The organism is Nannocystis exedens (genome assembly GCF_002343915.1).
In the GTDB taxonomy this organism is placed as follows: Bacteria; Myxococcota_A; Polyangia; order Nannocystales; family Nannocystaceae; genus Nannocystis; species Nannocystis exedens.
The window spans coordinates 3,805,143-3,827,905 of the sequence record NZ_NETK01000001.1; the positions used below are offsets into that span (position 1 = coordinate 3,805,143).

At 67.4% G+C, this 22,763-nt stretch carries 31 protein-coding genes; all 31 read right to left on the reverse strand.

The window, feature by feature from the left end; translation table 11 throughout:
- Nucleotides 1–172: 172 nt before the first annotated feature.
- Entirely contained in the window at nt 173–649 is a 477-nt protein-coding gene (rplQ, locus tag NAEX_RS14905) for a 50S ribosomal protein L17 (protein ID WP_096328162.1), read from the reverse strand.
- Between the two features lie 6 nt (nt 650–655).
- Entirely contained in the window at nt 656–1,669 is a 1,014-nt protein-coding gene (locus NAEX_RS14910; protein ID WP_096328163.1) for a DNA-directed RNA polymerase subunit alpha, read from the reverse strand.
- Between the two features lie 16 nt (nt 1,670–1,685).
- Nucleotides 1,686–2,315 carry a 30S ribosomal protein S4 gene (gene rpsD, locus NAEX_RS14915; protein WP_096328164.1) on the reverse strand — a complete coding sequence of 210 codons (630 nt, stop codon included), beginning with the start codon at nt 2,313–2,315 and terminating at the stop codon, nt 1,686–1,688.
- Between the two features lie 3 nt (nt 2,316–2,318).
- Nucleotides 2,319–2,720 carry a 30S ribosomal protein S11 gene (rpsK, locus tag NAEX_RS14920; protein WP_096328165.1) on the reverse strand — a complete coding sequence of 134 codons (402 nt, stop codon included), beginning with the start codon at nt 2,718–2,720 and terminating at the stop codon, nt 2,319–2,321.
- A 3-nt stretch (nt 2,721–2,723) separates the two neighbouring features.
- The gene (rpsM, locus tag NAEX_RS14925; RefSeq protein ID WP_096328166.1) at nt 2,724–3,098 is read right to left on the reverse strand and encodes a 30S ribosomal protein S13; all 375 of its coding nucleotides are present in this window, start codon (nt 3,096–3,098) and stop codon (nt 2,724–2,726) included.
- 10 nt (nt 3,099–3,108) lie between these two features.
- The gene (gene rpmJ, locus NAEX_RS14930; RefSeq protein WP_096328167.1) at nt 3,109–3,222 is read right to left on the reverse strand and encodes a 50S ribosomal protein L36; all 114 of its coding nucleotides are present in this window, start codon (nt 3,220–3,222) and stop codon (nt 3,109–3,111) included.
- A 441-nt stretch (nt 3,223–3,663) separates the two neighbouring features.
- The gene (gene secY, locus NAEX_RS14940; protein ID WP_096328169.1) at nt 3,664–4,980 is read right to left on the reverse strand and encodes a preprotein translocase subunit SecY; all 1,317 of its coding nucleotides are present in this window, start codon (nt 4,978–4,980) and stop codon (nt 3,664–3,666) included.
- A gap of 236 nt (nt 4,981–5,216) precedes the next feature.
- Entirely contained in the window at nt 5,217–5,681 is a 465-nt protein-coding gene (gene rplO, locus NAEX_RS14945) for a 50S ribosomal protein L15 (protein WP_096328170.1), read from the reverse strand.
- Nucleotides 5,682–5,708: 27 nt separating this feature from the next.
- Nucleotides 5,709–5,897: a 50S ribosomal protein L30 gene (gene rpmD, locus NAEX_RS14950; protein WP_096328171.1), complete on the reverse strand. Its 189-nt coding sequence runs from the start codon at nt 5,895–5,897 to the stop codon at nt 5,709–5,711.
- A 10-nt stretch (nt 5,898–5,907) separates the two neighbouring features.
- Nucleotides 5,908–6,405 carry a 30S ribosomal protein S5 gene (gene rpsE, locus NAEX_RS14955; RefSeq protein WP_096328172.1) on the reverse strand — a complete coding sequence of 166 codons (498 nt, stop codon included), beginning with the start codon at nt 6,403–6,405 and terminating at the stop codon, nt 5,908–5,910.
- 9 nt (nt 6,406–6,414) lie between these two features.
- Complete coding sequence (gene rplR, locus NAEX_RS14960) at nt 6,415–6,774, reverse strand: 50S ribosomal protein L18 (RefSeq protein ID WP_096328173.1); 360 nt, start codon at nt 6,772–6,774, stop codon at nt 6,415–6,417.
- A gap of 21 nt (nt 6,775–6,795) precedes the next feature.
- Entirely contained in the window at nt 6,796–7,341 is a 546-nt protein-coding gene (gene rplF / locus NAEX_RS14965) for a 50S ribosomal protein L6 (RefSeq protein ID WP_096328174.1), read from the reverse strand.
- 30 nt (nt 7,342–7,371) lie between these two features.
- Complete coding sequence (rpsH, locus tag NAEX_RS14970; protein WP_096328175.1) at nt 7,372–7,767, reverse strand: 30S ribosomal protein S8; 396 nt, start codon at nt 7,765–7,767, stop codon at nt 7,372–7,374.
- 15 nt (nt 7,768–7,782) lie between these two features.
- The gene (gene rplE / locus NAEX_RS14975; RefSeq protein ID WP_096328176.1) at nt 7,783–8,442 is read right to left on the reverse strand and encodes a 50S ribosomal protein L5; all 660 of its coding nucleotides are present in this window, start codon (nt 8,440–8,442) and stop codon (nt 7,783–7,785) included.
- A 15-nt stretch (nt 8,443–8,457) separates the two neighbouring features.
- The gene (gene rplX / locus NAEX_RS14980) at nt 8,458–8,775 is read right to left on the reverse strand and encodes a 50S ribosomal protein L24 (RefSeq protein ID WP_096328177.1); all 318 of its coding nucleotides are present in this window, start codon (nt 8,773–8,775) and stop codon (nt 8,458–8,460) included.
- A complete protein-coding gene (gene rplN / locus NAEX_RS14985; RefSeq protein ID WP_096328178.1) occupies nt 8,775–9,143 on the reverse strand; it encodes a 50S ribosomal protein L14 in 369 nt (122 codons plus the stop codon). Before rplN ends, rplX begins: the two co-directional genes overlap by 1 nt.
- Nucleotides 9,140–9,427: a 30S ribosomal protein S17 gene (gene rpsQ / locus NAEX_RS14990; RefSeq protein ID WP_096328179.1), complete on the reverse strand. Its 288-nt coding sequence runs from the start codon at nt 9,425–9,427 to the stop codon at nt 9,140–9,142. Before rpsQ ends, rplN begins: the two co-directional genes overlap by 4 nt.
- A 3-nt stretch (nt 9,428–9,430) precedes the next feature.
- Nucleotides 9,431–9,637, reverse strand: a complete 207-nt coding sequence (gene rpmC, locus NAEX_RS14995; protein ID WP_096328180.1) for a 50S ribosomal protein L29 — start codon at nt 9,635–9,637, stop codon at nt 9,431–9,433.
- A complete protein-coding gene (gene rplP / locus NAEX_RS15000) occupies nt 9,634–10,050 on the reverse strand; it encodes a 50S ribosomal protein L16 (protein WP_096328181.1) in 417 nt (138 codons plus the stop codon). The genes rpmC and rplP overlap by 4 nt, the downstream gene beginning before the upstream one ends.
- Nucleotides 10,051–10,065: 15 nt before the next feature.
- The gene (rpsC, locus tag NAEX_RS15005) at nt 10,066–10,740 is read right to left on the reverse strand and encodes a 30S ribosomal protein S3 (protein ID WP_096328182.1); all 675 of its coding nucleotides are present in this window, start codon (nt 10,738–10,740) and stop codon (nt 10,066–10,068) included.
- Complete coding sequence (gene rplV / locus NAEX_RS15010) at nt 10,740–11,075, reverse strand: 50S ribosomal protein L22 (RefSeq protein WP_096328183.1); 336 nt, start codon at nt 11,073–11,075, stop codon at nt 10,740–10,742. Before rplV ends, rpsC begins: the two co-directional genes overlap by 1 nt.
- Before the next feature lie 16 nt (nt 11,076–11,091).
- Nucleotides 11,092–11,370 (reverse strand): 30S ribosomal protein S19, encoded by a 279-nt coding sequence (gene rpsS / locus NAEX_RS15015; protein ID WP_096328184.1) that lies wholly within the window; start codon nt 11,368–11,370, stop codon nt 11,092–11,094.
- Between the two features lie 3 nt (nt 11,371–11,373).
- Nucleotides 11,374–12,198 carry a 50S ribosomal protein L2 gene (gene rplB / locus NAEX_RS15020; RefSeq protein WP_096328185.1) on the reverse strand — a complete coding sequence of 275 codons (825 nt, stop codon included), beginning with the start codon at nt 12,196–12,198 and terminating at the stop codon, nt 11,374–11,376.
- Between the two features lie 11 nt (nt 12,199–12,209).
- Nucleotides 12,210–12,509 (reverse strand): 50S ribosomal protein L23, encoded by a 300-nt coding sequence (rplW, locus tag NAEX_RS15025; RefSeq protein ID WP_096328186.1) that lies wholly within the window; start codon nt 12,507–12,509, stop codon nt 12,210–12,212.
- The gene (gene rplD / locus NAEX_RS15030) at nt 12,506–13,159 is read right to left on the reverse strand and encodes a 50S ribosomal protein L4 (protein WP_096328187.1); all 654 of its coding nucleotides are present in this window, start codon (nt 13,157–13,159) and stop codon (nt 12,506–12,508) included. The genes rplW and rplD overlap by 4 nt, the downstream gene beginning before the upstream one ends.
- Before the next feature lie 6 nt (nt 13,160–13,165).
- A complete protein-coding gene (gene rpsJ / locus NAEX_RS15035) occupies nt 13,166–13,474 on the reverse strand; it encodes a 30S ribosomal protein S10 (protein WP_096328188.1) in 309 nt (102 codons plus the stop codon).
- Nucleotides 13,475–13,517: 43 nt separating this feature from the next.
- Entirely contained in the window at nt 13,518–14,717 is a 1,200-nt protein-coding gene (gene tuf, locus NAEX_RS15040) for an elongation factor Tu (RefSeq protein ID WP_096328189.1), read from the reverse strand.
- Nucleotides 14,718–14,823: 106 nt separating this feature from the next.
- Nucleotides 14,824–16,956, reverse strand: coding sequence for an elongation factor G (fusA, locus tag NAEX_RS15045; protein ID WP_096328190.1), 2,133 nt, complete (start codon nt 16,954–16,956; stop codon nt 14,824–14,826).
- 309 nt (nt 16,957–17,265) lie between these two features.
- Entirely contained in the window at nt 17,266–17,754 is a 489-nt protein-coding gene (gene rpsG / locus NAEX_RS15050) for a 30S ribosomal protein S7 (RefSeq protein ID WP_096328191.1), read from the reverse strand.
- A gap of 18 nt (nt 17,755–17,772) precedes the next feature.
- On the reverse strand, nt 17,773–18,144 hold the full coding sequence (gene rpsL / locus NAEX_RS15055; RefSeq protein ID WP_096328192.1) for a 30S ribosomal protein S12: 372 nt from the start codon (nt 18,142–18,144) through the stop codon (nt 17,773–17,775).
- A gap of 356 nt (nt 18,145–18,500) precedes the next feature.
- Complete coding sequence (gene rpoC / locus NAEX_RS15060) at nt 18,501–22,703, reverse strand: DNA-directed RNA polymerase subunit beta' (RefSeq protein WP_096328193.1); 4,203 nt, start codon at nt 22,701–22,703, stop codon at nt 18,501–18,503.
- Nucleotides 22,704–22,763: the final 60 nt, after the last annotated feature.

The following is a 22,763-nucleotide window of genomic DNA, read 5'->3' on the forward strand; positions in this document are numbered from 1 at the left end:
GCACGACGCGCGCCGGAGCGCGAGAATTCGTCCGACCCGGCCGTGGCGAACGAGCAAGGAAGAAGAGCGCCTGCGGGCGCAGGCCGCCCGCGAGCGCGACCCAAAGCAAAAGGCCCGCGCCGGAGCGCGAGCCTCGTTGCTCAGGGTTCAGCGGCCGGGCGGCCGCCTGGCGTCAGTCGGCCGACTCGGAGCCGGTCGACGACGCGCCGCCGGCGGCCGACGGAGCGGTCGAGGGCAGCTTGAAGGTGACGATCTCGAGGATCGCCATCGGCGCGGCGTCACCGGGGCGGGTGCCCACCTTGAGGATCCGCGTGTAACCGCCGGGGCGGCCGCGGAGCTGCGGGGCGATGTCGGTGAACAGCTTGTGCAGCGCGTCGCGCGAGCGGACCATGCGGCCCGCCATGCGGAGGGCGTGCACGTACTTGCCCTGCTCGGCCGGGGAGCGCTGGTCCTTCGGCTTGGTGAGCAGGTCGCCGAGGCGGAGCGCGGTGGTGATGGTGCGCTCGGCCAGGCGCCGGAGCTCCTTGGCCTTGGGCTCGGTGGTGGTGATGCGCTGGTGCTCGAGCAGCGACGTGACCATGTTGCGGAACATGGCGCGTCGGTGCGACGAGTTGCGGCTGAACTTGCGGCCAGCGTTCTGGTGGCGCATGGCGGATCAGGTCTCCTCACGGGCCGGCGGCGGGCCCTGCCAATTGTCGATCTTCATGCCAAGCGACAGGCCCATCTGCGCCAGGATCTCCTTGATCTCCTTGAGCGACTTGCGGCCGAAGTTCTTGGTCTTGAGCATCTCGGCCTCGGTGCGCTGCACGAGGTCGCCGATGTAGTGGATGTTGGCGTTCTGCAAGCAGTTCGCCGAGCGGACGCTGAGCTCGAGCTCGTCGACCGAGCGCCACAGGTACTCGTTGAGCTTGTCGCTCTCGCTCTGCTGCGGGACGGCGGCCTCCTCGATCTCCTCGCGGTTGATGAAGATCGAGAGCTGCTCCTTGAGGATCTTGGCCGCGTAGGCGACCGCGTCCTCGGGACGGACGGAGCCGTCGGTCCACACCTCGAGCGAGAGGCGGTCGTAGTCGGTGCGATGGCCGACGCGCGCGTTGGTGACGCGGTAGTTGACCTTCTGGATCGGCGAGAACAAGGAGTCGATCGGAATGACGCCGATCGGCATGCCCTCGGTCTTGTTCTGATCCGCGGTCGCGTAGCCGCGGCCCATCGCGCAGGTCATCTCCATGCGCAGCCGGCCGCCCTTGCTGAGCGTGGCGATGTGTTGTTCGGGACGGAGGGCGGTGACGCCGGTCGGGCACTGGATGTCCCCGGCGGTGACCTCGCCCTCGCCCTGCTTGTCGACCACCAGCGTGCGCGGGGTGGCGTCGTCCATGCGGAGGAGCAGCGCCTTGACGTTCAGGATGATGTCCGTGACGTCCTCGACGACGCCGGGCACCGTGGTGAACTCGTGGAGCGCGCCTTCGATGCGGACCGTCGTGATCGCAGCCCCCTGCAGCGAGCTCAGGAGCACCCGCCGCAGGCTGTTGCCGAGGCTGATGCCGTAGCCGCGTTCGAGCGGCTCGCACGTGAACTTGCCGTAGGTGTCGGTGAGCGAAGAGGTGTCGACCTCGAGCTTCTTCGGCCGAATCAGGTCGCGCCAGTTCCTGGCGATGGTGTTTTGGTCCTGCATTCGTCCCTCCGTGTGGTTACTTCGAGTACAGCTCGACGATGAGCTGCTCGTCGATGTCCGCCGAGATGTCCGACCGAGACGGCAGCGCGGTGATCTTGCCGCGCATGTTCTCCTTGTCGAGATCGATCCACGCCGGCCGCGGGACCCGGTCGACCTGCCCGAGGGCGTCGACGATGCGCTGGATCTTCTTGCTGTTGTCGCGGACCTCGACGACGTCGCCGGCGCGCACCTGGTAGCTCGGGATGTTGATCCGCTTGCCGTTGACCAGGAAGTGGCCGTGACGCACGAGCTGGCGGGCCTCGGCGTGGCTCGACGAGAAGCCGCAGCGCAGCGTGACGTTGTCGAGCCGGCGCTCGAGCAGGGCGAGCAGGTTCTCGCCGGTCACGCCCTTCATCCGCGAGGCGCGGTAGTAGTAGCCGCGGAACTGCTTCTCGAGCAGGCCGTAGATGCGCTTGACCTTCTGCTTCTCGCGCAGCTGCTGGCCGTAGTCGCTCGGGCGCTTCTCGCGGCCCTGACCGTGCTGACCCGGGGGGTACTGGCGCCGCTCGTAGCCGCACTTGTCGGTGAAGCAGCGGTCGCCCTTGAGGAACAGCTTGGCATCTTCACGCCGGCAGAGCCGGCACACGGGACCGATGTAGCGAGCCATGGTTCAGACCCTCCTCCGCTTGGGCGGGCGGCAGCCGTTGTGCGGGATCGGCGTGACGTCCTTGATCGAGGTGATGCGCAGACCGGCCGACTGCAGGCCGCGCAGCGCCGACTCGCGGCCGGCACCCGGGCCCGACACGCGGACCGAGACGCTCTGCATGCCGTGGTCCTGGGCCTTGCGCGCCGCGTCGTCGGCCGCCAGCTGAGCGGCGAACGGCGTCGACTTGCGCGAACCCTTGAAGCCACGCACACCCGCCGAGGCCCACGCGATCGTGTTGCCGTTGACGTCGGTGATGGTGATGAGCGTGTTGTTGAAGGTCGAGTTGATGTAGACCACGCCGGTCGCGACGTTCTTCTTGACGCGACGCTTGGCCTTGCCCTTGTCGTCTGCCTTGGTAGTGGCCATGGCTCAGACCTTCCTCTTGGCCGCCACGGTGCCCCGCTTGGGGCCCTTGCGCGTGCGGGCGTTGGTATGGGTGCGCTGGCCGCGGACCGGGAGGCCGCGACGGTGACGGAGACCGCGGTAGCAGCCGAGGTCCATCAGGCGCTTGATGTTCATCTGAACGTCGCGGCGGAGGTCACCCTCGACCTTGAAGTCGCTCTCGATGACACTGCGGATCGACGCGAGCTGATCGTCGGTCAGGTCGTCGGTGCGGATCGCCGCGCCCACGCCGGACTTGTCGAGGATCTTCAGCGCGGTCCCGCGACCGATGCCGTAGATGTAGGTGAGCGCGATCTCGATGCGCTTGTTTCGGGGCAGGTCGACCCCTGCAATGCGTGCCATGGTGGTCCTCCTAGCCCTGCCGCTGCTTGTGCTTGGGGTTGTCGCAGATCACCCGCACGACACCTTTGCGGCGGATGACCTTGCACTTGTCGCAGATCTTTCGAACGCTGGCTCTGACTTTCATTGTTCCTCTTGACGAAGGCTGCGGCTCAGGGCTGGCGGAGTGCGAGCCCCGTGATGACGCCGCGACCTGGATCGAGACTGGCCCTGCGGACCAGCACACGCTGCCCCGTCCGTACGTGCACACCGAGGCGCCGCGCCTCCGCGGACAGGCTGGCCGTGAGGACAGCTTGCGTCGGCTCGGCCTCGAGGCGGTACAGCTGCTGGGGCAACTCAGCGACCACTGTGGCCTCGAAGGTGTCGGCGTGCGGATGATTCACAGAGAAGAGACCTTGGCCCGTCAGGCCGTGTCGACCCGACGGGTCCGCTGAACTCGGCGCGAACGGCCGAAGCAATGCTTAAGCTCAAGGACCCCCAGGGGGGGTCAAGGAAGGGCGAAAAGGTGGCAAAAAGGCTGCCGTTAGTCCAGGCCGGCACCAGACCGGCGCGGGCGGCTCCGTGTGAGTTAGCCCCGGCGCCCGCGGATCCGCGGCCCGCCAGGACCGGCAAACCCTTCGTACGAGCGGGTCACCAGGTGACTCTCGATCTGCTGCGCCGTGTCGAGGGCGACGCCGACGACGATCAGCAGCGAAGTGCCGCCATAGTAGAACGGGACGTTGAATTTGGTCTGCAGCAGGGTCGGCAGGACGCACACCGCGGCGATGTACCAGGCGCCGGCGAAGGTGAGGCGCGTGAGGATGAAGTCGATGTACTCGGCCGTCCGCTTGCCGGGGCGGATCCCGGGGATCGACGCGTTCTGCTTCTTCAAGTTGTCGGCCACGTCGACCGGGTTGAACTGCAGCGACGTGTAGAAGAACGTGAAGAAGATCACGAGTCCGACGAAGGCGGTGAGGTACAACCAGCCGTCGTAGCGCAGGGCGTTCGAGAACCACTGCATCGACGAGCTGCCCGTCATGCCCGCGATCTGGCTCGGGAACATGAGGATCGAGCTGGCGAAGATCGGCGGGATCACGCCGGCGCTGTTGAGCCGCAGCGGCAGGTAGTTGGCGTTGCCGCCGAACATCTGCCGCCCGACCACCCGTTTGGCGTACTGGACCTGGATCCGCCGCTGCCCGCGCTCCATGATCACGACGAAGGCGATCACCGCGACGACGAGCGCGCCGAGGATGGCGATGAACATCGGCCCGAAGTTCTCGGGATCGTCCTGGGTCTTCTGCCACAGCTGGTACAGCGCGACCGGGAGGTCGGCGACGATGCCGGCGAAGATGATGAGCGAGATCCCGTTGCCGATGCCCTTCTCGGTGATCTGCTCGCCCAACCACATGATGAAGCATGTCCCTGCGGTCAGGGTCAGGATCGTCATCAAGCGGAACGGCAGGCCGGGGTCGAGCACCAGCGTCTGCCCGGGGGCGTTCTGCGACTCGAGCCAGGTGGCCATGAACCAGCCCTGGATCACCGACAGGAACACCGTGCCGTAGCGGCTGTACTGGTTGATCTTCCGCCGCCCCGTCTCGCCTTCCTTGCTGAGCATCTCCAGCCGCGGGATGACGGCCGTCATCAGCTGCATGATGATGCTGGCGCTGATGTACGGCATGATGCCGAGCGCGAACACGGACAGGTTGCTCAGCGCGCCGCCGCTGAACATGTTGAGATAACCGAGGAAGCCGCCCGCGCCCTGGCGGACGATGTCGTCCATCACGGTGCGGTCGACGCCGGGCACGGCCACGAACACGCCGAAGCGGTAGACGGCCAGCATCGCCAGCGTGAAAAGCACACGCTTGCGCAGCTCCGGCAGCTTGAAGATGTTGATGATGACACCCATCGGCGTTCCCAGCTTGCCCCTTCTCGCGCCCGATCTGACGGCCAGACGGGCGGGCCCTCGGCCCGGGGGCTACGGCGACAACTTGTACCCCATGCCGCCCGGCGCCGCAGCCGGCTCGGCAACGAACTTCGGCCGGGCCCCGCACGGGAGCCCGGCCGACGCACGAAAGGCCGCGCACTCGGTGACCGGTATCACGGTGCGCGGCCTGCCGGCCCGAGCGGCCAGACGAAGGACTGTCAACCCTCGGCGGGCGCCGCGGGCTCCTGGATGGAGCCGCCGGCCGCCTCGACCTTCTGACGGGCCGACTCGCTGACCTTGGCGACGTTGATCTTGAGCGCGGTCTTGAGCTCGCCGGTGCCGAGCAGCTTGACCTGCTTGACCCGCTTCGGGACGAGGCGCTTGGCCCGCAGGGTCTCGAGCGAGACCTCTTCGCCGGCGGCGAACTTGCCCTCGAGCAGGCCGACGTTGACGCCGTGGTACTCGTCGCGGTTCAGGCTGATGAAGCCCCGCTTCGGCACGCGGCGCTGGAGCGGGTTCTGACCGCCCTCGAAGTGATCGGGCATCTCGTTGTGACGCGCGAGCTGACCCTTGACGCCGCGGGTCGAGGTCTTGCCGCGCCGCGAACCGATACCGCGACCGACGCGCTTGCGACGCTTGCGGGCGCCGGCCGGCGGCTGCAGAGTTTCAAGTGTAGTTCCCATTGGGATGTCCCCTTCGGCCGTATCGGCTTACTCGTCGGCCGGCTCGACGGCGACGAGGTGTTGGATCTTCCGGATCATGCCGCGGATCGACGGCGAGTCTTCGAGCACCCGCGAGTGATGCAGGTGGCGCAGGCCGAGGCCGCGGACAGTGTCCTTCTGCGACTGCTCGCGGTGGATCGGGCTGCGGACGAGGGTCACTTTGAGCTTGAGGGCCATGGCTGTGCTCCTACTGCGTAAGCTCGGCCACCGCGAGGCCGCGGCGACGCGACACCGACTCCGGCGCGCGCAGCCGCTGGAGCGCGTCCAGCGTCGCGTGGATGACGTTCTGCGGGTTGTTGGTGCCGATGCACTTGCTCAGGATGTCGTGGATGCCCGCGCACTCGACGACCGCACGCACCGCGCCGCCGGCGATGACGCCGGTACCCGGCGAGGCCGGCCGCAACAGCACCGTGCCGGCGCCGTGGTGACCGATGACCTCGTGGGGGATCGTCGCGCCCGCGAGCGGGACCTGGAACAGGTTCTTGCGCGCGAGGTCGTTGGCCTTGCGGATCGCCTCCGGGACCTCCTTGGCCTTGCCGTAGCCGATGCCCACCCAGCCGCGCTCGTTGCCGATGACGACCAGCGCGCTGAAGCTGAAGCGCCGGCCGCCCTTGACGACCTTCGCCACGCGGTTGATGTAGACGACGCGGTCGACCAGTTCTCCGAGGGATTCGATGTCGATCATGGCTGGTTCCTAGAAGTCGAGCCCACCGGCCCGCGCGCCGTCGGCCAGGGCCTTGACCCGGCCGTGGTAGATGTAGCCGTTGCGGTCGAACACGACCTTGGTGATGCCTTTGGCCAGGCAGGCCTTGGCGATGGCGGTGCCGACGAGCTCGGCCAGCTCGCGCTTGGTCTTCTCGCTCTCGGCGGCCACGTCCTTGGCGAGCGACGAGGAGGCGACCAGGGTCGCCGACGTGCTGTCGTCGATGACCTGCGCGTAGATGTGCTTGGCGCTGCGGAACACCGAGAGGCGCGGGCGCTCCGTGGTGCCGTGGACCCGCTTGCGAATGCTGGCTTTGCGGCGCAGCCGGATCTGTTCTTTGGGCGAGGGCATGGTCGAACTCCCAGCGCGCGGCTACTTGCCTTTACCGCGGGCCTTGCCTTCCTTCAGGGTGATTTTCTCGTTCAGGTAACGCACGCCCTTGCCCTTGTAGGGCTCCGGCGGCCGGAAGCTGCGCAGGTCCGAGGCGACCTGGCCGAGCAGTGCCTTGCTGGCCGACTTGACGTGCAGCTTGCCGTCCTTGTCGACCTCGGCCTTGACCCCCGCGGGCAGCTTGTAGCTGACCGGGTGCGAGAAGCCGAGGGTCAGGTCGACCACGTCGCCCTTGACCGCGGCGCGATAACCGACGCCGACGATGTCGAGCGTGCGCGTGAAGCCGACCGAGACGCCGGTCAGCATGTTGGCCGTCATCGCCCGCGCGGTGCCGTGCAGCGCCCGCACCTCACCGGACTCGCCGGTGCGGGTGAAGGTGATGTTTTCACCCTCGACCTTGAACTGGATCGCGGCCGGGACCTCGAAGTCGAGGTTGCCCTGGGGTCCCTTGACCGAGAGCGTCTGCCCCTTGGCGGTCACGGTCACCCCTTTGGGGATCTTCACTGGGGTTTTGCCGATACGACTCATGGTCTTGTTCCTTCGCGGCGACGGGTCGGACTACCACACGCTGCAGATGAGCTCGCCGCCGATGCCCTGACGCCGGGCGGCGCGGTCGGTCATCAAGCCCCGCGAGGTCGAGACGATCAGGATCCCGAGGCCGTTGTGGACCTTCGGGATGTCCTTGCCGCGCGAGTAGGCGCGCTGGCCCGGACGGCTGATGCGGCGCATGCCCTCGATGGCGGCCTCGTCGCCCTGGTACTTGAGCTGGATCGACAGCAGGCCCTGCTTGTCGTCGTCCTCCCACGAGAAGTCGGAGATGTACCCCTCCTCCTTGAGGATCTGGCAGATGCGGAGCTTCTGCTTGGAGCCGGGCATCGTGCAGCTCGGGTGCTGGGCGTGCTGGGCGTTGCGGATGCGCGCCAGCATGTCGGCAATGGGATCGGTCATGGACATGGTTGCGACTCCTCCTTAGGCGCGCCGGAACGGCATCCCCAGCTTCTCGAGCAGGGAGCGACCCTCGTCGTCGGTGCCCGCCGAGGTGTGAATGCAGATGTTCATGCCCGGCACCTTGTCGAGCTTGTCGATGTCGACTTCGGGGAAGATCAGCACTTCCTTGACCCCGAGCGTGTAGTTGCCGCGGCCGTCGAAGGCCTTGCGGCTGACGCCGCGGAAGTCACGAGTACGCGGGAGCGCGATCGTCAGCAGACGGTCGAGGAACTCCCACATCGTGTTGCCGCGCAACGTCACCATGCACCCGATCTTCATCCCCTCGCGGAGCTTGAAGGTCGCGATCGACTTCTTGGCGCGCGTCACCACCGGCCGCTGACCGGTGATGTTGCCCAGCACCTCGAACGCCTGCTCGAGCAGCTTCGGCTGGCGAATCGCCTCGCCGAGGCCGATGTTGAGCACGACCTTCTCGATGCGCGGGACGTTGAGGGCGTTCTTGTAGCCGAACTCGCTGACGAGCGCGGGCCGAGCGACCTCGCTGTACTTCTGCACGAGCCGGGGGACGTACCCCTCCTCGCGCTTGAGCGGCTCCTCCTGGACCCGCTGGAACTTGAACCCGAAGCCGGCGGCTTCCTTCTTCTTGGCGGGGGGTGCCCCGCCGGCGCGTGCTGCCTTGGCCATGACGACGAATTCCGGTTACTTGTCGATCTGCTCGCCCGACTTGACCGCGATGCGGACCTTGCGGCCGTCATCGAGGACCTGGAAGCGCACCCGCGTCGGGTCGCCCGACTGCGGATCCGCGAGCATCACGTTGGAGAGGTGGACGGGGGCCTCGCGCTTCACGATGCCGCCCTGGGGGTTCTCTTTGCCGGGCTTGACGTGCTTGGTGACGACGTTGACACCCTGCACGACCACTCGGTCGCTCTCGGGCACGACCCGCAGCACCTTGCCGCGGCGACCCTTGTGCTTTCCGGCGATGACGACGACCTCGTCGCCTGAACGAATCCGCTGCATCACAGCACCTCCGGCGCCAGCGAGATGATCTTGAGGTAGTTCTTCTGCCGCAGCTCGCGCGCCACGGGCCCGAAGATGCGGGTCCCGATCGGCTGCTTCTGCGCGTCGATGAGCACGGCGCTGTTGGTGTCGAAGCGGATCACGCTGCCGTCGAGGCGCCGCACACCGCGACGGGTGCGGACGATGACGGCCTTCATGACCGAGCCCTTCTTGACCTTGCTGTTCGGCAGCGCGTCGCGGACCGAGACGACGATGACGTCGCCGATGGTCGCGTAGCGGCGCTTCGAGCCGCCGAGCACCTTGATGCAGAACAGCTTGCGCGCGCCCGAGTTGTCGGCCACGTCGAGGACGGACTGGACCTGAATCATACGAGCGTCGCTTTCTCCACGATCGCCTGGAGCGCCCAGCGCTTCTCGCGGGACAGGGGCCGGCAGCTGACGATGCGAACGACATCGCCGACCTTGGCCTGGTTAGTCTCGTCGTGCGCCTTGTAGCGCAGCCGCTCGCTGACGTACTTGCGGTAGCGAGGATGCTTGAAGCGCCGCTGCACCTGGACGACGATGGTCTTGTCCATCTTGTCCGACACGACGGTGCCCGTGAGGACACGACGCTGGCGCGTCTCGGTCTCGGTGGTGGTGTCTTGCTCAGTCATGGCTCATGCCTCTCCCGCGATGCCGCGAGCGCGCTCGTGGAGGACGGTCTTGATGCGGGCGATGTCGCGGCGCAGGGCGCCGAACTGGGCGGTGTTGGTCGCGCGCTGGGTCGCCTTGGCGACGCTCAGGCGGACGAGCTTGTCGCGGAGCTGGCCCTCGAGCTCGGTGAGCTCTTCGGTGGTCTTCTCGCGGAGTTCGAGCGCTTTCACAGGGCAGTGTCCCTTCGGATGAAGCGGGTCTTGATCGGCAGCTTGTGGTGGGCGCGGAGGAACGCCTCGCGGGCGAGCTCCTCGGTGACACCCTCGATCTCGTAGAGGACGCGGCCGGGGCGGACAACGGCGACCCAGAAGTCCGGGGCGCCCTTGCCCTTACCCATGCGGGTCTCGGCCGGCTTGCGCGAGACGGGCTTGTCCGGGAACACCCGGATGTAGAGCTTGCCGCCGCGCTTGACGTGGCGGTTGATCGCGATACGAGCGGCCTCGATCTGGCGCGCGGTCAGCCACCCGCACTCGACGGTCTGCAGGCCGAAGTCGCCGAAGGAGACCTCCGACCCGCCCTTGGCCTGGCCGGCCATGCGGCCCTTTTGAACCTTGCGGTACTTGACTCTGGATGGGGAGAGCATGTTGGGATGCCTCGCTTACTTCTGGGGCCGCGGGAAGCGCGGGTCGTTCTGTTGCGTGGCGCGCGTACCGTAGACCTCGCCCTTGAAGATCCAGCACTTGACGCCGATCGCGCCGGCGGTCGTGTGGGCCTCGGCGAAGCCGTAGTCGATGTCGGCGCGCAGGGTGTGCAGCGGGACGCCGCCGGCGCGGTAGGTCTCGCGGCGCGACATCTCGGCGCCGGCCAGACGGCCCGAAGCGGCGACGCGGATGCCCTTGGCGCCGAACTTCATGGCGGTCTGCATGGCCCGCTTGAGCGCGCGGCGGAAGGCGATGCGGCGCTCGAGCTGCTGGGCGATGTTCTCGGCCACCAGCTGCGCGTTCGTCTCGGCCTTGCGGACCTCCTGGATGTTCAGGAACACCTCGGACTCGGTCAGCTTCGAGACCTTCTTCTTCAGGACCTCGACGCCGGCGCCGCGCTTGCCGATGATGATGCCGGGACGCGCCGAGAAGATGTTGATCTTCAGCTTGTTGGCGGCCCGCTCGATCGTGATGTCGGCGATGCTGGCGGCGTAGAGCTCCTTCTTGAGGAAGCGGCGGATCTTGATGTCCTCGTGCAGCCACTGCCGGTAGCGCGTGTGCTCGAACCACTTCGAGCCCCAGGTGCGGACGATCCCGATCCGGAAGCCGATCGGATGTGTTTTCTGTCCCATTAGCTGCGTACCTCCGCCACCTCGAGGTGGATGTGGCTGGTCTTCTTGAGGATCCGATTGGCGCGGCCCATCGCCCGCGGGCGCCAGCGCTTGAGCGTCGGGCCCTGGTCGACGGTCACCTTGGTGACGACGAGGTTGTCGACGTTGACGTCGCCGGTGTCCTCGGCGTTGGCGACGGCGGACACCAGGAGCTTGAAGAACTGCTTGGCGCCCGACTTGTGCAGGAAGCGAAGGTCGTCGATAGCGCGCGCGACCTGCTTGCCGCGGATCAGGTTGGCGATGATCCGCGCCTTTCGCGGGGTGATGCGCGCGTGGCTGAGACGTGCGATGGCCATGGCGTTACCTCGGTGATTACTTCTTCGCGGCCTTGCGGTCGCCGGAGTGACCACGGAAGGTGCGGGTCGGGGCGAACTCGCCGAGCTTGTGACCGACCATGTTCTCGGTGATGAAGATGGGGATCCACTTGTGACCGTTGTGGACCATCACGTTCGCGCCGACGAACTGCGGCAGGATCGTGGAGCGGCGCGACCAAGTCTTGACCACGCGACGGTTGCCCTCCTTGAGGGCGACCTCGATCTTCTCGACCAGGTGGGAGTCCGCGAACGGGCCCTTCTTGATGGAGCGTGCCATGCGTTACTTCTTCCTACGGGAGACGATGAAGACGTCGGTGCGCTTGTTGTGCCGCGTGCGGTAGCCCTTCGACAGGATGCCCCACGGCGAGCAGGGGTGCCGGCCGCCGGAGGTGCGGCCCTCGCCGCCGCCCATCGGGTGGTCGACCGGGTTCATGGTGACGCCGCGGTTGTGCGGGCGAATTCCGAGCCAACGGGTCCGGCCGGCCTTGCCGAGGCTGACGCGGCTGTGGTCGCCGTTGCTCAGCGTGCCGACGGTGGCGCGGCAGTCGATGTGGACGCGACGAACCTCACCGGAGGGCAGACGGACCTGCGTCCAATCGCCCTCGCGCGCCATCAGCTGGGCGCCCGAGCCGGCGGTGCGGACCAACTGGCCGCCCTTGCCGATCTTGATCTCGAGGTTGTGGATGATGGTGCCGACCGGGATGTTGCGCAGCGGGAGGCTGTTGCCCGGCTTGATGTCGGCCGCCTGGTCGCTGATCACCGAGTCGCCGACCTTCAGACCCTCCGGGGCGAGGATGTAGCGCTTCTCGCCGTCGGCGTAGTTGATGAGCGCGATGAAGGTGGTGCGGTTCGGGTCGTACTCGACGGTCGCGACCTTGCCCGGCACGCCGAACTTGTCGCGCTTGAAGTCGATGACGCGGTACAGCTGCTTGTGACCGCCGCCGCGGAAGCGCGCGGTCTTGCGGCCGTAGTTGTTGCGCCCGGTGTGGCGGTCGATCTTCTCGACCAGCGCCCGGTGCGGCTCGCTCGCCGTCACCTGGTCGCGGGTGTTGACGCTCATGCCGCGTCGGCCCGGGGAGGTCGGCCTGTAGACTTTAATGCCCATGGTGCGCTCCTTCAGCCCTTGTCGGCTTGATCTCCGTAGAGGTCGATCGAGTCACCGGGGTGAACGGTGACGATCGCCTTCTTCCACGACCGCTGCTTGCCGGTGAACTTGCCGACCCGGCGGAGGTCGCCGCGCACGACCATGGTGCGCACATCCCGGACGCGGACGCCGAACACCAGCTCGACGGCCTTGCGGATCTCGATCTTGTTCGCGGCCTTGGCGACCTCGAACACGTAGTGGTTGTGGCGGCCCTGCACGTCGGTCGACTTCTCGGTGACGACCGGGCGGACGATGATCTGCTGCGGGGTCATGCGACCTCCTTCGGGGCGTCGGACTTGGCGCCCGACAGACGGGCCTCGACCGCGCGCAGCGAGGTCTCCGAGATCAGCAGCTTGGGGAAGCGCAGGATGTCGTAGACGTTGAGACCGCGGACGTCGAGGAAGCTCGCCGCAGCCAGGTTGCGCGTGCTGAGACGCAGGTTCGTGTTGTCGCCGGCGTCGACCACCAGGGCCTTCGGCGCGCCGAGGGCGGTCAGCGCCTGGGCGATGGTCTTGGTCTTGACGGCCTCGAGCTGCAGGTCGCGGATGACGACGAGGTCGCCCTTCGAGGCCCGCACGGTCAGGGCGGTGCGCAGCGCGCTCGCCATGACCTTCTTGTTGACGTGGAAGGCGTAGTTGCGCGGCTTGGGCCCGAACACCTGGCCGCCTCCGCGGAAGATGTTGGCGCGGCGCGAGCCGTGACGGGCGCCGCCGGTGCCCTTCTGCTTGTGCAACTTCTTGCCGGTGACGGAGACCTCGGCGCGGGTCTGGGTCGAGTGCGTACCGGCGCGGCGAGCCGCCCGCTGGTAGCGCACGACCTCCCACAGGAGGTGCTCACGCACGGGGACGGCGAACACCGCGTCGGCGACGTCGATCTCGCCGACCTGGGCGCCCGTGAGGTCTTTGACGATGAGCTTGGCCATGGTGCCTCAGGTCTTGATCTCGACGTCAACGCCCGCCGAGAGGTCGAGCTTCATCAGCGCGTCGAGGGTCTGCTTGTTCGGTTCAAGGATGTCGAGCAGCCGCTTGTGCGTGCGGATCTCGAACTGCTCGCGCGACTTCTTGTCGATGAAGGGGCTGCGCAGGACCGTGTACTTGTTGATCTTGGTGGGCAGCGGGATCGGGCCCGCGACCGTCGCGCCAGTGCGGCGAGCGGTCTCGGCGATCTCGCTGGCCGACTGGTCGAGCAGCTTGTGGTCGAAGGCTTTGAGCCGGATGCGAATCTTGAGCGTGTCCACGGCGATATCCCTTGGTCTTTGCCGGCGTACTCGAGCGAGCGGTCTACTCGAGGATCTTGGTGACGACGCCGGCGCCGACGGTCTTGCCGCCCTCGCGGATGGCGAACTTCAGGCCTTCCTCGCAGGCGATCGTGCTGTGCAGCTCGACGGTGATCTCGATGTTGTCTCCGGGCATCACCATCTCGACGCCCTCGGGCAGCGTCACAGAGCCCGTCACGTCCGTCGTCCGGAAGTAGAACTGCGGCCGGTACCCCTTGAAGAACGGCGTGTGACGGCCGCCCTCCTCCTTCTTCAGCACGTACACCGTCGCCTTGAACTTCTTGTGCGGCGTGATCGTGCCCGGCTTGCAGAGCACCTGCCCGCGCTCCACCGCCTCGCGGTCGATGCCGCGGATCAGCAGGCCGACGTTGTCGCCCGCCTGGCCCTGGTCGAGCAGCTTGCGGAACATCTCCACGCCCGTGACCGTGGTCTTCTGCGTGTCGCGCAGACCGACGATCTGCACCTCGTCGCCGACCTTGATCACGCCGCGCTCGACGCGACCCGTCGTCACCGTGCCGCGGCCCGAGATCGTGAACACGTCCTCGACCGGCATCAGGAACGGCTTGTCCAGCTCGCGCACCGGCTCGGGGATGTACGAGTCGCACGAGTCCATCAGCTCCCAGATGCACTTCGCGTCCGGGTGGTCCCACGACGGCGCCTCGAGGGCCTTCAGCGCGCTCCCACGGGTGATCGGCACGTTGTCGCCGTCGAACTGGTACTTCGACAGCAGCTCACGCAGCTCGACCTCCACCAGCTCCAGCATCTCCTCGTCGCCGGCGCCGATCATGTCGCACTTGTTCAGGAACACCACGATCGCCGGGATGCCCACCTGACGGCCCAGCAGGATGTGCTCGCGCGTCTGCGGCATCGGACCGTCCGGCGCGCTCACGACGAGGATCGCCCCGTCCATCTGCGCCGCGCCCGTGATCATGTTCTTGATGTAGTCCGCGTGCCCGGGGCAATCCACGTGCGCGTAGTGCCGCTTGCTCGACTCGTACTCCACGTGCGCCGTCGAGATCGTGATCCCGCGCGCCCGCTCCTCCGGCGCCTTGTCGATCTGGTCGTAGCCCTTGAACTCCGCCTGTCCCTTCAGGCTCAGCACCTTCGTGATCGCCGCCGTCAGCGTCGTCTTCCCGTGGTCCACATGGCCGATCGTGCCGATGTTCACGTGGGGCTTGTTCCGTACGAATGTTTCCTTCGCCATGGCTGTGCTTCGCTCAGTGAGGGGTGTTTGGAGTCTGGGGGGCGGGATCTACCAGCTAGTCAAGGATTGGAAAAGCCCGATCGCGTCGCCTGAGTGAGAGAAACCGCTAATATCCGCGGGCGCGGGTGACGATCTCCGCCTGCCGGTCGCTCGGGACCTCGGCGTAGTGGCTGAAGTGCATCGTGTAACTCGCCCGGCCCTGGGTGGCCGAACGAAGCGCCGTAGCATACCCGACCATCTCGGCGAGGGGAACTTCCGCGTCGATGACCTGAAGCCCGCGGAGGGGCTCCATGCCCTGAACCCGGCCGCGGCGCTGCCCCACCAGGTCGTTGACGACGTGCCCGGTGTAGTCCTCGGGCGCCTCGACCTCGACCTTCATGACCGGCTCGAGCAGGCGGGGGCCGGCCTTCTCGAAGGCCTCCATGAGGCCCATGGTGGCAGCCGCCCGAAAGCTCACGGCGGTCGAGTCGCCCTCGATGTAGGCGCCGTCCTTGAGCCGAACCTCGACGTCGACCACCGGGTAGCCGAGCAGCGGGCCGCGGGTCAGCGCGTCGGTCGCTCCCTCCCGGACCGCGGCGATCATGTCGGGCAGCAGCTTGGGCGGCTCGAGCTTCTGGCCGCGCTCGCGGACCGGCTCGGGGATGAGGTTGACGAACGAATTGCCGGCGCCGCGCTCGCGCGGGACCACCTCGAGGACGATCCGGGCGTACTGCCGCTTGCCGCCGATCTCGCGGTCGTACTCGATGGGATGGTTCAGCGGGCTGCCGACCGTCTCGCGGTAGGCGACCTGCGGCTTGCCGACGTTGGTCGGGACGCGCGCCTCGCGGGCGATGCGGTCGACGATGATCTCCAGGTGCAGCTCGCCCTGCCCGGCCATCAGCGTCTGGCCGGAGTCGGCGTCGACGCGCACGGTGAAGCTCGGATCCTCGCGCTGCATCCGCTCGAGCGCCTCGCTCAGCGCCGCCTGGTCGGCGGTCGACTTGGCCTCGATCGCGCGGAAAATCACGGGCTCGGGGATCTCCAGGCCCGGCAAGATCACCTGCTCGCGGTCGGTCGCCAGGACCACCGTGTCGCCGGTGGTGGTGAAGCGGAGCCCGACAGCGGCGGCGATGTTGCCGGCCGAGACCTCGTCGATCTCCTGCATCTTGTTGGCGTGGACCTGCAAAAGCTTGTTGACCCGCTCCTTGCGATCGCGCGTGACGTTCTGGATCGCGTCCTTGACCTTGAGGACGCCCGAGTACACGCGCAGGAACACCAGCGGGCCGCGGTGCGGGTCGTGGACGACCTTGAACGCCAGCGCCAGCAGCGGCTGGTCGACGGCGGCATGCCGCTGGACCTCGCCGTCGTCCGCCTTGCGGCGCGCGACCACGGGCGGCATGTCGAGCGGCGACGGCAGGTAGTCGACGACCGCGTCGAGCAGCGGCTGGATGCCCTTGTTCTTGAGCGCCGTGCCGCACAGGACCGCGACGCCCTTGTTGGCGATGGTCGCGCGGCGCAGGCCGGCCTTGAGCAGGTCGAGCGGGACGCCCCCGGCACCTGCCTCGAGGAACACGGTCATCGTCTCGTCGTCGACCTCGGCGACCGACTCGACCAGCGCTTCGCGTGCCAGGACCGCCTCCGTGTGCAGCTCGTGCTCCTCGGTCACCGGCTTGCGGGTGAACTGGGTGCCGCTGTCGTCGGTCCAGACGATCTCCTCCATGGTGAGGAGGTCGACGACGCCGGTGAAGGCCGACTCGAGGCCGTTGGGGATCTGCACGACCATGGGGTGGGCGTGCAGGACGGACTTCATCATCTCGACGGTGCGGTCGAGCGTGGCGCCGACGCGGTCCATCTTGTTGACGAAGGCGATCCGCGGGACGTGGTAGCGCTCGGCCTGCCGCCACACCGTCTCGGTCTGCGGCTGCACGCCGGCGACGGCGTCGAACACGGCCACGGCGCCGTCGAGCACGCGGAGCGAGCGCTCGACCTCGATCGTGAAGTCGACGTGCCCGGGGGTGTCGATCAGGTTGATCCGGTGACCGCGCCAGAAGCAGGTGGTCGCCGCGGAGGTGATCGTGATGCCACGCTCCTGCTCCTGCTCCATGAAGTCCATGACGGTGTTGCCGTCGTGGACCTCACCCATCTTGTGCGAGATCCCCGTGTAGAAGAGCACGCGTTCGGTCGTCGTGGTCTTCCCGGCATCGATGTGGGCCATGATGCCGATGTCTCGGATGGCCGCGATGTCGTTCGAGGGTTGCATGCACAAGAGGGGAGCCGTTTCGGGAACGACACGAGGGCCGCTCCGCCGGCCATCCGTCTCCACAAGCTCGGGAGGGGTTATGGCTGGCGAGGGGCCCGACTCGGGATCTGCTGCGAAGGGACCGCCTCAGGCCCGGAGGGGCGTGGGATGGAGGTCCAGTCGCCTGGCAGAATCGAGGGTTGTCGCGCTCTTGTCGGCTCGGGTCAGTGGGTCATCGGCGGGTGGCCCGCGAGCGGGCCGGACATCCGGAGCTGAAGGAGAGAGGTGGAGAGAAAGATCGGACGGCCCGCGGACGGGCCGTGACGGCGATTACCAGCGGTAGTGCGCGAAGGCCTTGTTGGCCTCGGCCATCTTGTGCGTGTCTTCGCGCTTCTTGACGGCGCCGCCGCGGTTCTGGGCCGCGTCGAGCATCTCGTTGGCGAGGCGCTCGCGCATGGTCTTCTCGGGCCGCGAGCGGGCGAAGCCGATCAGCCAGCGGTACGCCAGGGCCTGGCCGCGCTCGGGGCGGACCTCGATCGGGACCTGGTAGTTGGAGCCGCCGACGCGACGCGAACGGACCTCGAGGCGCGGGAAGACGTTGGCGACCGCCTTCTCGAACACCTTGACCGGGTCGTCCTTGGTGCGCTCGGAGATGATGTCGAAGGCGCCGAAGACGATCTTCTCGGCGATCGACTTCTTGCCGGCGCGCATGATGCCGCAGATGAACTTGTGGATGTTCCGGTTCACGTCCAGCGGGTGGTCGGTGTACCGGATGTCGTTCTGCGGGCGCTTCCGCGTGGTGATTCCTTTGCGCGACATGGTCGTCCTTCTAAGTCACTACTTGGGCCGCTTGGCGCCGTACTTGGAGCGCCGCTGGCGACGGCCGTTGACGCCGGTGGTGTCGAGGGTGCCGCGCACGACGTGGTAGCGGACGCCGGGGAGGTCCTTCACGCGACCGCCGCGGATCAGCACCATCGAGTGCTCCTGCAGGTTGTGACCCTCACCCGGGATGTAGGTGGTCACTTCCATGCCGTTGGTGAGGCGGACGCGAGCGACCTTGCGGAGCGCGGAGTTCGGCTTCTTCGGCGTGCAGGTGTACACGCGGACGCACACGCCGCGCTTCTGCGGGCAACCGCGCAGCGCCGGAGCCGTCGTCTTCTTCTTCTGCAGTTCGCGTCCCTTGCGGACAAGCTGATTGATCGTCGGCATGCGCCGTGAAGCCTTTCCAGTATCGAGCCGGGGCCCGGAGGGCCGTGGGGTTTGGCCAGGCCCGAGCCGAGAGAGTCGGACCTGTTCGCTTTTGCCCCCTGCGGCTGGGGGGCTGGTTATATAGGGGGGCGCCAGCCAGATCAAGCATCGCCGCCGGCGAGGCGCACGGGGCCGGACCATCGTCCGAACCCCTCAGAGCGGGGAAGAACGGCCTGGAGTGCGAATCCAGGCCCGGGCTGCGGGGGCGGGCCCCGCGTCCTGCGTGTGCTGCCGCAAGGCGATGAGCGGGAGATCTGCTCCCCACCCCATCGAGCGGACGGAGCCGGCGCGCCCTGCGCCGGCTCCGTCGAGACGCATCAGTCCTGCACGTTGATGAGGTCGCGCTCGTTGGAGCGACGCGCGACCGGTTCGGCGTTGGGATCGTGCTGCGCCTGGTCGTCCGAGACCATGTGCAGCCGGTCGTAGACCGTGAGGCCGGTGCCGGCGGGGATCAGCCGGCCCATGATCACGTTCTCCTTGAGGCCGCGCAGGAAGTCGATCTTGCCCTGCAGCGCCGCCTCGGTGAGCACCTTGGTGGTCTCCTGGAACGACGAAGCGCTGATGAAGCTCTCGGTCGACAGCGAGGCCTTGGTGATGCCGAGCAGCAGCGCCTGACCGGTCGCCGGCGTGCCGCCGAGCGCCGCGACGCGCTGGTTCTCCTGCTGGAAGATCTGCCGCTCGACGTGATCGTCGGCGAGGAAGTTGGTGTCGCCCGGATCCTTGATCCGCACGCGCCGCATCATCTGCCGGACGATGACCTCGATGTGCTTGTCGTTGATCTTCACGCCCTGCAGTCGGTAGACCTCCTGGATCTCGTCGAGCAGGTAGGTCGCCAGCGCCTTCTCGCCGAGCACCGCGAGGATGTCGTGCGGGTTGGCCGGGCCGTCCATCAGCTTCTCGCCGGCGCGCACGCGGTCGCCCTCGCGCACGAGCAGGTGGCGGACCTTGGGTACCAGGTACTCCTTCGGGTCGCCGTGCTCGGCGGTGACGATGACGCGCCGCTTGCCGCCCTTGTCCTTGCCGAACGTGACGACGCCGTCGATCTCCGAGATGATCGCGTGGTCCTTCGGCGTGCGGGCCTCGAACAGCTCGACCACGCGCGGCAGACCGCCCGTGATGTCCTTGGTCTTGGTCGACTCGCGCGGCAGCTTGGCGATGACATCGCCGGCGACCACCTTGGTGCCCTCGGTGAGGGTGAAGGCGGCGCCGACCGGGAGGAAGTAGCGCGCCTCGTGCTTGCCGTGGACCCGGATGACCTCGCCGTCGTCGTTCTTGATGACGAAGCGCGGGCGCGCGTCAGGGTCGCGGCTCTCCTGCACGACCATGCTCGAGTGCTGCGTGGTCTCGTCGACCCGCACCGCCATGGTCACGCCCTCGATGATGTCGCCGTACTCCACGGTGCCCGACACCTCGACGATGATCGGCAAGGTGAACGGGTCCCACTCGGCCATCAGCTGGCCGGCCTTGACCACCTCGCCGTCCTTGACGCGCAGCCGCGCGCCGTAGACCAGGTCGTAGCGCTCGCGCGGGCGGCCCTTCTCGTCGAGCAGGTTGAGCTGGGCGTGGCGGTTCATGACCACCGAGTACGGGCCGTCCTTGTCCTCGCGGCCGCCGACGAGCTCGATGTCCTCGAGCTTGACGGTGCCGCCGAAGCGGGCCGCCAGCTGCGACTGCTCGGCGGTGATGTTGCCGACGCCGCCGATGTGGAACGTGCGCATCGTCAGCTGCGTGCCGGGCTCGCCGATTGACTGCGCGGCGATGATGCCGACCGCCTCGCCGACGTCGACGAGGTTGCCGCGGGCCAGGTCGCGCCCGTAGCACTTGGCGCAGATGCCCCGCAGCGCCTCGCAGGTGAGCACGCTGCGGATCTTCACCGACTGGATGCCGGCGTCGTCGACTTGCTTGGCGCGGTTCTCGTCGATGAGGTCGCCCTCGGCGATGATGAGGTCGTCGGTGCCCGGACGGTACAGCGGCTCGAGCGCGACGCGGCCGAGGACGCGGTCCGCCAGGCGCTCGATGACCTCGCCCGACTCGACCAGCGCGGTCATGTCGAGGCCCTGGATCGTGCCGCAGTCGAACTCCGTGATCACAGCCTCCTGGGCGACGTCGACCAGGCGGCGGGTGAGGTACCCGGAGTTCGCGGTCTTGAGCGCGGTGTCGGCGAGGCCCTTGCGCGCGCCGTGCGTCGAGATGAAGTACTGGAGAACCGTGAGGCCCTCGCGGAAGTTGGTCGTGATCGGGAACTCGATGATCTCGCCCGAGGGACGAGCCATGAGGCCGCGCATGCCGGCGAGCTGGCGCATCTGCTGCCGCGAACCGCGGGCGCCCGAGTCGGCCATGATGTAGACCGAGTTGAACGACGGCTGCTTGACCTGCTTCCCGGTCCGCTCGTCGGTGAGGACGGCGGACGAGATGCCCTCCATCATCGCGTTGGCGATCTGCTCGGAGACGTTCGCCCAGATGTCGATGATCTTGTTGTAGCGCTCGCCCGAGGTGATGAGGCCGTCGGCGTACTGCGCCATGATGCGCTTGACCTCGGCGGTCGCCTGCTGGAGCAGCTTCTTCTTGGCCTCGGGGATGACCATGTCATCCATGCAGATCGAGATGCCCGCCTTGGTCGCCTCGCTGTAGCCGGTGCTGCGCAGGTAGTCGGCCATCAGGACGGTGGCCTTCTGCCCGCACAGGCGGTAGCAGGTGTCGATCAGCTCGTTGAGCTCCTTCTTGCCCAGCGAGCGGTTGACCATCGAGAACGGGATCTTCTTGGGGATGCCGCCCTCGTACAGCAGGACGCGCCCGACGGTGCTGTCGAGCATCGGCTTGCCGGGCTCCATGCGCACGCGGACCCGGGCCTGCAGGTGCGCGGCGCCGTGGTCGTAGGCCATGCGCACCTCGGCCGGGGAGCCGAAGTGACCGATGAAGTAGCCGTCCTGGGCCGGGTTCTCGTTGACGCCGCCGTGGGCGAAGGCCCGCTCGCGGGTCATGTAGTACAGGCCGAGGACGATGTCCTGCGACGGGACGATGATCGGCCGGCCGTGCGCGGGGCTGAGGATGTTGTTGGTCGACATCATCAGCACGCGCGCCTCCATCTGCGACTCGATGCACAGCGGGAGGTGGACGGCCATCTGGTCGCCGTCGAAGTCGGCGTTGAAGGCGGTGCAGACCAGCGGGTGCAGCTGGATCGCCTTGCCCTCGATCAGCACCGGCTCGAACGCTTGGATGCCGAGGCGGTGGAGCGTCGGCGCGCGGTTGAGCAGCAGCGGGTGCTCCTTGATTACCTCGTCGAGGATGTCCCAGACCTCCGGGGCCTCCTTCTCCACCATCCGCTTGGCGCTCTTGATGGTGGTGACGAGCCCCTGCGCCTCGAGCCGGTTGTAGATGAACGGCTTGAACAGCTCGAGCGCCATCTTCTTGGGGATGCCGACCTCGTGCAGGCGCAGCTCGGGACCGACGACGATGACGCTACGACCCGAGTAGTCGACGCGCTTGCCGAGCAGGTTCTGGCGGAACCGGCCCGACTTGCCGCGCAACATGTCGGACAGCGACTTCAGCGGGCGCTTGTTCGGGCCCGTGATCGTCTTGCCGCGGCGGCCGTTGTCGAACAGCGCGTCGACGGCCTCCTGCAGCATGCGCTTCTCGTTGCGGATGATGATCTCCGGCGCGGCCAGCTCCTGCAGGCGCTTGAGCCGGTTGTTGCGGTTGATCACCCGGCGGTAGAGGTCGTTGAGGTCCGAGCTGGCGAAGCGGCCGCCGTCGAGCGGCACGAGCGGGCGCAGGTCGGGCGGCAGCACCGGCACGACCTCGAGCATCATCCACTCGGGCTTGTTGCCGCTGTTGCGGAAGGCCTCGACCACCCGCAGGCGCTTGGCCGCCTTCTTGCGCTTGGCCTCGCTGGTGGCGCCGGCGATCTCCGCCCGCAGGTTGCGGGCCTCGACCACCGGGTCGATGCGCGACAGCAGCTCCTTGATCGCCTCGGCGCCCATGCCGGCGTTGAACGCGTCGGGGCCGAGCTCCTCCATCAGCTGGTCGAAGCGCTCCTCGCTGAGCAGCTCGCGCTCCTCGAGCCCGGAGTCCTTCGGGTCGATGACGATGTAGGCCTCGCAGTAGAGCACCTTCTCGAGCTTGGTCAGCGGGATGTCGAGGATGTTGCCGATGCGCGACGGCAGGCTCTTGAGGAACCAGATGTGCGCGACCGGAGTCGCCAGGTCGATGTGACCGGCGCGCTCGCGCCGGACTTTGGAGTGGATGACCTCGACGCCGCACTTCTCGCACACGACCCCGCGGTGCTTCATGCGCTTGTACTTGCCGCAGAGGCACTCGTAGTCCTTGATGGGCCCGAAGATCTTGGCGCAGAACAGGCCGTCGCGCTCGGGCTTGAAGGTCCGGTAGTTGATCGTCTCGGGGTTCTTGACCTCCCCGTACGACCAGTCGCGGATGGTCTTCGGCGAGGCGACGCCGATCCGGAGCGCGTTGAAGTAGGTGGCCTCTTTCTGCTTCTCGAAGAAACTGAAGATGTCTCTCATGGCCGTGTCTCCTTGTTCGCTTTCTCCGGGTGATTACTCCGCCGCCGACATCGCCTCGCG